The organism is Propionicimonas paludicola, assembly GCF_002563675.1.
In the GTDB taxonomy this organism is placed as follows: domain Bacteria; phylum Actinomycetota; class Actinomycetes; order Propionibacteriales; family Propionibacteriaceae; genus Propionicimonas; species Propionicimonas paludicola.
Genome location: NZ_PDJC01000001.1, coordinates 2,706,937 through 2,717,580 on the forward strand (window position 1 = coordinate 2,706,937; position 10,644 = coordinate 2,717,580).

Annotated in this window: 6 protein-coding genes; 4 read left to right on the top strand and 2 right to left on the bottom strand. The window is 67.2% G+C overall.

The window, feature by feature from the left end:
* Positions 1-37: 37 nt before the first annotated feature.
* Both ATK74_RS12610 and ATK74_RS12615 read right to left on the bottom strand, forming a co-directional pair.
* Complete coding sequence (locus ATK74_RS12610) at positions 38-802, bottom strand: transposase (protein WP_098461369.1); 765 nt, start codon at positions 800-802, stop codon at positions 38-40.
* Between the two features lie 262 nt (positions 803-1,064).
* On the bottom strand, positions 1,065-2,942 hold the full coding sequence (locus ATK74_RS12615; RefSeq protein ID WP_143483673.1) for a CASTOR/POLLUX-related putative ion channel: 1,878 nt from the start codon (positions 2,940-2,942) through the stop codon (positions 1,065-1,067).
* 192 nt (positions 2,943-3,134) lie between these two features.
* On the opposite strand from ATK74_RS12615, the gene ATK74_RS12620 reads away from it, so the two are divergent.
* The 4 genes from ATK74_RS12620 (at position 3,135) to ATK74_RS12635 (ending at position 10,621) form a co-directional block, all read left to right on the top strand.
* Positions 3,135-3,905: a potassium channel family protein gene (locus tag ATK74_RS12620; RefSeq protein ID WP_098461371.1), complete on the top strand. Its 771-nt coding sequence runs from the start codon at positions 3,135-3,137 to the stop codon at positions 3,903-3,905.
* A gap of 507 nt (positions 3,906-4,412) precedes the next feature.
* A complete protein-coding gene (locus tag ATK74_RS12625) occupies positions 4,413-6,035 on the top strand; it encodes an NAD(P)-binding protein (RefSeq protein WP_098461372.1) in 1,623 nt (540 codons plus the stop codon).
* A 2-nt stretch (positions 6,036-6,037) separates the two neighbouring features.
* Complete coding sequence (nifJ, locus tag ATK74_RS12630) at positions 6,038-9,604, top strand: pyruvate:ferredoxin (flavodoxin) oxidoreductase (protein ID WP_098461373.1); 3,567 nt, start codon at positions 6,038-6,040, stop codon at positions 9,602-9,604.
* Between the two features lie 3 nt (positions 9,605-9,607).
* Positions 9,608-10,621 carry a dihydroorotate dehydrogenase-like protein gene (locus ATK74_RS12635; protein ID WP_098461374.1) on the top strand — a complete coding sequence of 338 codons (1,014 nt, stop codon included), beginning with the start codon at positions 9,608-9,610 and terminating at the stop codon, positions 10,619-10,621.
* Positions 10,622-10,644 lie beyond the last annotated feature (23 nt).

Consider the following 10,644-nt stretch of genomic DNA (forward strand, 5'->3'; position numbering starts at 1 on the left):
TCCGTACCAACCCGAGCACCTACGCCCGACGCACGGCTCAGTCCTGACCCGCTATCTGCATTCGACGAACCTGCGTCACGCTGAGCCCAGTGAGGTGGGCAAGTTGGCGATACGAGACCGACCGGTCAAACAGCTCGCGGATGGCCCTGCGCTGGGCCGGTGCGGCCAAGCGAGCGAACTCATGCATGTCTGCCGCCCCACAGACTCGAACGAGCAGGAGTTGCGCATCGTCGTCCGCAATCCGTGGACGACGTCCGGAACGATGCCTCGGTCCGAGCGATAGCGACGGCTCCGCACCGAGCTCGTTGAGCTCATCGGCAGGGATGAGCCTCTCCAGCTCGGCGTGGTCGACAACGCACCTCACCAACTCCCAATGCCGCCGGCTACTCCACGGGTAGTCTTCCGCACGCCCGACGATCCCTGCCTCGACCGGGTTGTTCCATACGTAGCGGAGTAGCACCAGCAAGTACGCGTCGGAGTCGACGGGCTCGCTTCGGAAGCGATCCTGAAAGAGGTGCCCGACACGCGAGTACTTGAGGTTGAACCAGCCGACGTAGCGCACGCCAACCCGCTTGATCACCTGCCCAATCTGTTCCTCCCCCGTGCGCAGAACCAGATGGACGTGGTTTGGCATCAGGCAGTAGGCCAGGACGTGACACCCACTCAGCCTCACGGCAACAGACAAGACCTCGAGGAAGCGCCGATAGTCGGCCTCTTCAAGGAAGATTGCGCAACGGTTCACCCCACGCATCATGACGTGGTGGATCCCGGACTCGGACAGCTTTCGGCGTTGGCGTGGCATGGACTCCCCCTGGGCTCGTTCGCTTCACAACGGTGGGGGCAGCCGAACTGATCTGTTCACACTGACGCGGGCCTGTGAGTTTCGAGGGCGGCACCAGCTCGGGCTGTGGACGGACGCGAACCGGGAACCGTCCCCAACCCGTGCGACAAGGGACTGGTACGAAATGGGAACCGTCCCCAAGACGGACCCACGATCCGGCCGTGGTGGCCCGCTGCGATCGGGTGGTCCACCTCTAGCCCGGACGCCCGCTGGCCAACAACGATCAGCTCTCGGCCAGCACGATGATCCGGTCGGACCGCCCAAACACCACCGGTGCCGACTTCTCCGGATTCAGTCGCACTCCGTAGGACTGGTCGGCATCGTGAGCCTGCGCCGCGATCCGGTAGCCGATCGCCGTTTCGCCGTACTGCCTGGCCGCGTTCAGCACTCCATAGAAGTCCACCTCGTGCCCGACCTCGACATAGTTGCGGGCCGGCTTCAGGTAGACCTCACTGCCCTGTGACTCGAACAGCGTTGTGAAGACCTCGGCCAGGTGCTTGTTCTCCGAGATCTGGCACAGCATCAGCGCCACCAGTTTGTCGCTGACGATGAGGTCGTCAGCTCGGGCCACCTCGGCGAGCTCACGGTTGCGGTCGTCCAGCATCTCGCTGACGATGTTCAGCTCAAGCTCGGAACCGGCGGCGAGGTTGCGCAGATGCAGCAGGGTGACCAGGGTTCGGCTGTCGGCCCGCTCGGCCCCGTAGCGCTCGACATCGGCCAGCAGAATGATGTGGTCGAAGCCGCCGACCCCCAGCCCCTCGAGCACTGAGCGCTTGGTCGGATCACCAGCGATCCAGTGCACGGCAAGCTTCCCCAGACCCGGCATGGCAGGTGGTTCTCCCGGTGTGACGACCACGGCCTCCGAGCCCGCCCCGACGTACTCGTCCAGTTGGGCCAGCATCATCGGCAGAACCTGGTTGACCCCGAGGACGAGAACCCGCTCGGGCTTGGGCATCCGGGGCGGCTCGCCGGGCGCCTCGGAGGCGTTCTGCTGGTCGGGCTCCGGGCCGATCCGCACGGCGGAGTCGTCCACGGCGACCAGAATGATCTGATCGTCCGCACCGATCACGGTGTCGGCCGGCGGGTTGAGCCGAGGGATCCCGTCACTGAACAGGCCCATTACCGCGCATCTCGGGAACGCACATTGGGCATCGAAGTAGGTTCGGCCCACCAGGCCATCGGCCGGGACCAGGTAGATCTCGTCGCCGTCGAAGTCCAGGAACTCCTGGTAGACCACCGAGAGTCCGGACTGCCGGCAGGTCTGGACGATGATCTTGCCGATCACCTCCTGGCTGACCACCCAGTGGGCACGGCCCTGGCCGGCCAGCTTCGCCGCTTCGAGGTTGGCCGGATCGGAGAGCTCGGCAACGATGTGCGGCACCTGCCCGTCATACTCGGTGTCACTGACGATCGCCAGGACCGCCTTGATCACCTCGACGTCCGGGTCGTGGGAGCCTTCGGGCGCCAACACGATGATGCTGCGGGCCAGGTGCGGACGTGCGAGCTGGAGCTCGGCCAGCCGTCGGGGATCGCCGGTCCGACAGATGACGGCGGTGCCACCAAGGCGCTGGCAATCCCGTTTGACTTGGTCGTCCATCTCGACCTTGTCCTTGTTCGCCAGAACCACCACGCTCGCATGCGGACGGGATTCATTGGCCTTGGCCAGTTCATTGATGATTGGGCAGACTTTGTTGCTCCAGCCCAGGATCAGGGTGTGCCCCTCTTCCAGGACCAGGGAATGGCCCTTCCGGAGTTGCGCGACCTTCTCATCGAATGCGCTGGAGACAATGCCGATCAAACTCGCCACAATCACCAGACCGCCCACAGTGACCAGCAGCATGACCCCGCGGTAGGCCCATCCGGTGTCGCCACCGACCGCACCGGCGTCGAGGGCATGCATGAGGCCGGCCCAGATCATCTCGAGCGGGTCGGCGTCCGGCGCATCTCCCGGGAACGCCCGCGCGGCGAAGGCGAGCGCCACCAACACCAGCACGAAGACCGCGGTGGCCAGCCCGAGCAGCACCATCAGAGCGCCCAGACCCTTCGACATCTGATTGTCGAACCAGTACCGCACCCGATCCTTGACGCCAGGAGTGCTCACCGTGAATCCCTTCAACCCAGGAATTTGCTGAGCGGAGCATATCCACGGGTGTGAGCACGAGACAGGCAATGCGCTCACCGAGTTTGTACGAATACCACCTCGCCGCCGAAAGTGGACGAGCAGACGGCTGGGATAGGACAGAAAGTGGACCTCTCTATCCACAATGAGCTCGCAGGTTCTAATCTTCGCGCCATGCCCACTCGTAGCCGCTGGGAGGTCATCACCGAATGGCCGCTCAACATCGCCGCTGTCATCTTCCTGATCGCCTACGCCATCCCAGTGGCCAACCCGGACGCCCCCGAATGGCTGCTGCTGACCTGTGAGGTCGTCGTCTGGGTCACCTGGGGGCTGTTCGCCGTCGATTACGTGACCCGCTTCGTACTCGCCCACGACAAGTGGCGCTTCTTCCGCAGCAACCTGGTCGATCTGGCCGCCGTGGTGCTGCCGATGCTGCGTCCACTGCGCCTGGTTCGGCTGCTCTCGCTGCTTTCGATCCTGAACCGGACGGCCACCCAGCGGCTGCATGGACGTGTGGTCACCTACACCGTGGGTGCGGTCTCGCTGCTGGTCGTCATCGGTGCACTGGCGGTGACCGACGCCGAGCGAGGCGTACCGGGCGCGAACATCGAGAACCTCGGCGACGGCTTCTGGTGGGCCGCCGTCACCATCGCGACCGTGGGGTATGGGGATCGCTTCCCGGTGTCGCCGATCGGACGCGGCGTCGCCGTGGCGCTGATGATCGGCGGCATCGCCTTGCTTGGCGTCGTTACCGCGACCATCGCTTCCTGGCTGGTGCAGCGGGTTGCCGATGTCACCGAGCAGCAGGAGATCGCCACCCGCGAGCAGGTGGACGTCCTGGCGTCCGAGCTCGCCGAGATCAAGAACCAGCTGGCCACCCTGGTGGCCCGGACGCAGTTCGAAGGAGAGCTCACCGCCACCGGCGATCCGGTCAGCACCGGGTAAGCCTGTCGCTTCGGTCGCAGTTCACACCCGAGTTCGGTCCCGATCCGAGCCAGTCTCGACACCCAGCAAGAGTGGAACCCGAGTTTGGTCCCCAATCGGCGTCACCCGGGGCCGCAGATCGGGGCCAAAGTCGGGTTCGAGCCTCGGGGGATGCCACGCCTCGTTCAGATCGGGACCATTTCCGGGTTCGAGCCAGGAGACCAGATGTCGGACGGCCGTGGCTCCGTCGCGACGGAAAGGGCGCCTGCCTGAGGGGACGGACGGGCCCATTCCGGGGACGTCCCGAACCCTCCGAGGGCTGGCTGCGACCCGCGGTAACCGGGCTGACTTGGGGTGATGCGAGCCTCACCGGAGACCTCCCACCATGGCCGAGATTTCATCAGTCGGCCATACCTTGACGGGTATTTTCTGAACTGAGATGTTGCACAAATCCCCTTGTCAGCGCGGGAGTGTGAGCCGGAGTAGGGTGCTGCTCGAGCGCATAGTTTGACAACGAAGGGGTGCACTGTGGCCCGCGATATCACCGAACTTCCCGACCTGGCCGATGCGAGCGGACGGGTGGCCCCGGTCCGCACCCGAATGCCGATTTATCTGGACCGATTGCCACCGTGCAACAACGCATGTCCGGCCGGAGAGAACATCCAGGAATGGCTGCGACTGGCCAAGGCCGGCCAGGACGAGGCTGCCTGGCGCGAGCTGGTCAAGAACAACCCCTTCCCGGCCATCCACGGACGGGTCTGCTACCACCCCTGCGAGGGCGCCTGTAACCGGGTCGAGCTGGACGGGTCGGTCTCGATCCACTCCGTCGAGCGCTACCTCGGCGACCTGGCCATCGAGAAGGGCTGGCAGTTCGACAAGCCCCGCTTCTCCTCGGGCCGCAAGGTCCTGGTGATCGGCGCCGGCCCGTCCGGCCTGAGCGCGGCCTACCAGCTGGCCAAGATGGGCCACCAGGTGGAGATCCGCGACTCCTCCCCGAAGCCGGGCGGAATGATGCGCTACGGCATCCCGGAGTACCGGCTGCCGCGCGCGGTGCTCGACGCCGAGATCGAGCGTCTCTACGCCCTGGGCGTGACCATCACCACCGACTACACGGTCAAGGATCTGCTCGCCGACCAGGCCGAGGGCGGCTTCGAGGCGGTCTTCGTGGCCATCGGCGCGCACCTGTCCAAGCGGGTCGACATCCCCAACCGGGACGCCTCCAAGATTGTGGACGCGGTCAGCTTCCTGCGCGACGTCGCCTCCGGCGAGCGTCCGATGATCGGCCGCAAGGTGGCCATCTACGGCGGCGGCAACACCGCCATGGACGCCGCCCGAGTGGCCCGCCGCCTGGGTGCGGAGGAGTCGATCATCGTCTACCGGCGCACCGAGGAGCAGATGCCGGCGCACGCCGAGGAGAAGGAAGGCGCCGAGCGCGAGGGCGTCAAGATGAACTGGCTGCGCACCATCTCCAGCGTGGACGAGTCCGACCTGACCGTCGAGATCATGGAGCTGGACGAGAACGGCAAGGCCCGTGGGACCGGACGTTTCGAGAAGCTCGAAGCCGACACGGTGATCCTGGCCCTGGGCCAGGAGACCGACTCCAACTTCCTGCGCCGGATCCCGGGCATGCACTTCGACCACGACGTGGTCCAGGTGAACCCGCGCACGCTGATGACCGACGTGCCCGGCATCTTCGCCGGTGGGGACGCGGTGCCGTCCGACCGCACCGTGACCATCGGGGTCGGCCACGGCAAGCGCGCGGCCAAGCAGATCGACGCCTGGCTGGCCGGACGCGAAGCGGCCGATCGCCCCAAGCACGATCTGGCCAGCTTCGAGAAGCTGAACCTGTGGTACTTCGGCGATGCCCGCCGGACCACCCAGCCCGAGCTCGAGCCCGGCGAGCGGGTCACCGACTTCGACGAGATCGTCGGCGGCCTGACCGAGGATCAGGCGCACACCGAGGCGGCCCGCTGCCTGAGCTGCGGTAACTGCTTCGAGTGCGACGGCTGCCTGGGCTCCTGCCCCGAGGACGCCGTGATCAAGCTCGGCAAGGGCAACCGCTACCGCTACGACTACGACAAATGCACTGGCTGCGCGACCTGCTTCGAGCAGTGTCCGGTCGGTGCCATCGCGATGATCGAGGAGAACTGAGCATGGCCCGGGTAATCATTGACGGGAACGAGGCCGCCGCCTCGGCGTCCTACCGGCTCAACGAGCTGTGCAGCATCTACCCGATCACTCCCAGCTCGACCATGGCCGAGCTGGCCGACGAGTGGTCGGCCCGCGGACGCAAGAACGTCTACGGCTCGATCCCCACGGTCATCGAGATGCAGTCCGAGGGCGGTGCGGCCGGTGCGCTGCACGGCGCGCTGCAGGGCGGTGCGCTGAGCACCACCTTCACCGCCAGCCAGGGCCTGCTGCTGATGATCCCGAACATGTACAAGATCGCCGGCGAGCTCACCTCGATGGTGCTCAACGTGGCCGCGCGCTCGCTGGCCGCCCAGGGCCTGAGCATCTACGGCGACCACCAGGACGTGATGGCGGTCCGGCAGACCGGCTTCGCCATGCTGAACTCGTCCAGCGTGCAGGAAGCCCACGACATGGCCGCCATCTCGCAGCTGGCCACGTTGCGCTCGCGGGTGCCGTTCGTCCACTTCTTCGACGGTTTCCGGACCAGCCACGAGGAGAACAGCGTCGAGCTGCTCACCGACGAACAGCTGCTGGCCTTCGTCCCCGAAGACTTGGTCCGCGCCCACCGGCGCCGGGCGCTGTCGCCGGAGCACCCCTACATCCGCGGCACGGCGCAGAACCCGGACACCTACTTCCAGGGACGCGAAGCCGCCAACCCGTTCTACGAGGCCGTGCCCGGCATCGTCAGCCAGGCCATGGATCAGTTCGCCGCCCTGGCCGGACGCCACTACCACCTGGTCGACTACTACGGCGCCCCGGACGCCGAGCGAGTGATCGTGATCATGGGCTCGGGCGCTCACACCGTCCGCTCGACCGTGGAGCACCTGGTCGCCCAGGGCGAGAAGGTCGGCGTCGTCCAGCTGCGGCTGTACCGTCCGTTCCCGACCGAAGAGGTGCTGGCCGCCATCCCGGCCACCGCCAAGTCGATCGCCGTCCTGGACCGCACCAAGGAGCCCGGAGCCGGCGGCGAGCCGCTGTTCCTGGACATCGCCGCGGCCCTCGGCGAGGCGCACGCCGCCGGCCGTCGCGACCACCTCCCGCACCTGTCGGGTGGGCGTTACGGCTTGTCCAGCAAGGAGTTCACGCCGGCCATGGTGGTCGGGATCTACGACGAGCTGGCCCTGCCCAGCCCCCGTCCGCGGTTCACCATCGGCATCAACGATGACGTGACCATGCTGAGCCTCCCCTACGACCCGAGCATCGACCTGGAGGATCCGGCCACCCTGCGCGCGGTCTTCTACGGCCTCGGCTCGGACGGCACCGTGGGCGCCAACAAGAACTCGGTGAAGATCCTCGGCGGCATCGAGGGCACCTACGCCCAGGGCTACTACGTCTACGACTCCAAGAAGTCGGGCTCGCGGACGGTCTCGCACCTGCGCTTCGGCCCCAAGCCGATCGAGGCTCCCTACCTGGTCAGCCAGGCCGGCTTCATCGGCTGCCACCACTGGTCGATCCTGGAGCGGGTGGACGTCCTGGAGTTCGCCGCGCCGGGCACCGTCCTGCTGATCAATGCCCCGTTCGGCCCGGACGAGGTCTTCGCTCAGCTGCCGGTGCCGATGCAGGCCAAGATCATCGCGCTCGGCATCGAGCTGTGGACGATCGATGCCAACCTGGTGGCCCGCAAGGCCGGCATGGGCCGGCGGACCAACACCGTCCTGCAGACCTGCTTCTTCGCCATCTCCAAGGTGATGCCGCGGGCCGAGGCCATCGAGGCCGTCAAGGCCACGATTCGCAAGACCTACGCCAAGAAGGGCGCCGACGTCGTGGCCAAGAATGAGGCCGCCGTGGACGCCTCGGTGGACTCACTGTTCCGGGTCGAGGTTCCGGCCGCGCCGGTCGGTGAGCACCAGATGATTCCGCCGGTGCCCTCCAGTGCGCCGGAGTTCGTCCGCAATGTCACCGGCTCGATGCTGGCCGGCACCGGCGACTCGCTGCCGGTCTCGGCGCTTCCGGTCGACGGCACCTACCCGTCCGGGACGACCCGCTACGAGAAGCGCAACATCTCCGACGTGATCGCCCAGTGGGATCCGGAAGCCTGCATCCAGTGCGGCAACTGCGCCTTCGTCTGCCCGCATGCCGTGCTCCGCGCCAAGTACTACAACGGCTCGGCTCTGGACGGGGCCCCCGAGGGCTTCGAGTCGGCGCCGCTGAATGCGGCCGGCTTCCCCGGCTCCCGCTACACCCTGCAGGTGTACGCCGAGGACTGCACCGGCTGCGGCCTGTGCACCGAGGCCTGCCCGGTGAAGCCGCTGGGGGCCACCTCGAACCGTCGGGCGATCAACCTGGCTCCGGTGCTGGAGCGGGACAAGGAGATCGCCAACGTCGAGTTCTTCGAGAAGATCCCGGTGAACCGGCGCTCGCGGATCGACTTCGCGAACGTCCGCGGCACCCAGTTCCTGGAGCCGCTGTTCGAGTTCTCCGGGGCCTGCTCCGGCTGTGGCGAGACCCCCTATCTGAAGCTGCTCACCCAGCTGTTCGGTGGCCGGGCCACGGTAGCCAACGCCACCGGCTGTTCGTCCATCTATGGCGGCAACCTGCCGACCACGCCCTGGTCGTCCAACAAGTACGGGCGCGGCCCGGCCTGGTCGAACTCGCTGTTCGAGGACAACGCCGAGTTCGGGCTGGGGCTGCGGCTGGCCGCCGACCTGCACACCGCCACCGCCCGGCAGCGGCTGGAGGAACTGCGCGGTGAGCTCGGCGACGAGACCGTGGACGCCATCCTGGAAGCTCCGCAGCTGTACGAGTCGGAGCTGTCCCAGCAGCGGGCCCGAGTGGACGCGCTGAAGTCCCGGCTGGACTCGATGAGCGGAGCCAAGGTCGAGGACCTGCGTTCGGTGGCCGACCACCTGCTGCGACGCAGCGTGTGGATCGTCGGCGGCGACGGCTGGGCCTACGACATCGGCTCGGCCGGTGTCGACCATGTGCTGGCGTCCGGGCGCAACGTGAACATCCTGGTGCTGGACACCGAGGTGTACTCCAACACCGGCGGCCAGGCGTCCAAGTCGACCCCGCTGGGCGCGGTGGCCAAGTTCGCCGCCGCCGGTAAGCCGACCACCAAGAAGGACATGGCCCTGCAGGCCACCGCCTACGGCAATGTCTATGTGGCCCGGGTGGCCATGGGCGCCGATCCGCAGCAGACTCTGAAGGCGTTCCGCGAGGCCGAGGCCTATGACGGCCCCAGCCTGATCCTGGCCTACAGCCACTGCATCGCCCACGGCATCGACATGCGCAAGGGCCTGGACCAGCAGTACGCCGCGGTGGCGTCGGGCCACTGGCCGCTGATGCGCTACAACCCGGTGCTGCGGGCGGCCGGACGCAACCCGTTCCTGCTGGATTCGCCGCGGCCGCGACTGCCGTTGCGGGAGTACCACGCCAAGGAACTGCGGTTCCGGATGCTGATGAACTCCGATCCGGAGTCGGCGGAGAAGCTGCTCGAGCTCGGTCAGGAGCAGGTCAACCGGCGTTGGGCAGAATACGAGGAGATGGCCACTCGGGGCGCCGAGCGGTTCGCCGAAGTAGCGAGGAGCTGAGCGATGGACACCACCACCAGCTATCTGGGGCTGACCCTGCGGCATCCGCTGGTGGCCTCGGCCGGCCCGCTGTCGCAGAGCGTCGACCAGGTGAAGGCGCTGGCCGACACCGGGTTGGGTGCCGTGGTGCTCTACTCGCTGTTCGCCGAGCAGGTGCAGCGTCAGGCCGCCCATGACCTGGCGCTGGAGGAGGAGTACGCCGAGTCCTTCGCCGAGGCGACCAGCTACTTCCCGTCCGTGGATGAGCTGGCCAACCCGGCGGCCGGCTACCTGAGCCTGATCGAGCGCTCGGCGAAGGCCGTGGACGTCCCGATCATCGCCAGCCTGAACGCGTCCGCTGTCGGTTCGTGGACCGGCTTCGCCCGACAACTGGTCGATGCCGGAGCGTCCGCTCTGGAATGCAACATCTATCTGGTCCCCGGCGACCTGACCATGACCGGCGCCGAGGTCGAGGCCCAGCACCTGGAGATCGTCGCGGCCGTGAAGCAGGCCGTGGACGTCCCGGTGGCGGTGAAGCTGTCGCCGTACTTCTCCAGCCCGGGCAACTTCGCGCTACAGGTGATCGAGGCCGGCGCGGACGGCCTGGTGCTGTTCAACCGCTTCCTGCAGCCCGGGGTGGACGTCGAGCAGCTGGCCGTGGTGTCCGGGGTGCATCTGTCGTCCCCGGCCGAAGCCCGGGTGCCGCGCACCTGGATCGCCGCGCTGCGCCGCCAGACCAAGGCCTCCCTGGCCGCCAGCTCGGGAGTGGAGTCCGCGGCCGATGCCATCGCGCACATGCTGGCCGGTGCGGACGTGGTGATGACCACCTCTGCCCTGGTCCGGCACGGAGCTGGCTACGCGGCCAAGCTCATTGCCGGGATGGACGACTGGGCCCAGGCCAAGGGCTACGCCAGCGTCGATGAGTTCCGCGGCCTGCTGGCCGTCCCCTCCGACGCCGACCCGCTGGGCTACCACCGCTCCGGCTACCTGGCCGCCCTGGAGAAGGCCAAGTCGATGTACGGCTCGCTGCGCCACTGAGGCAGCGCCGACCAGTCCTCGGT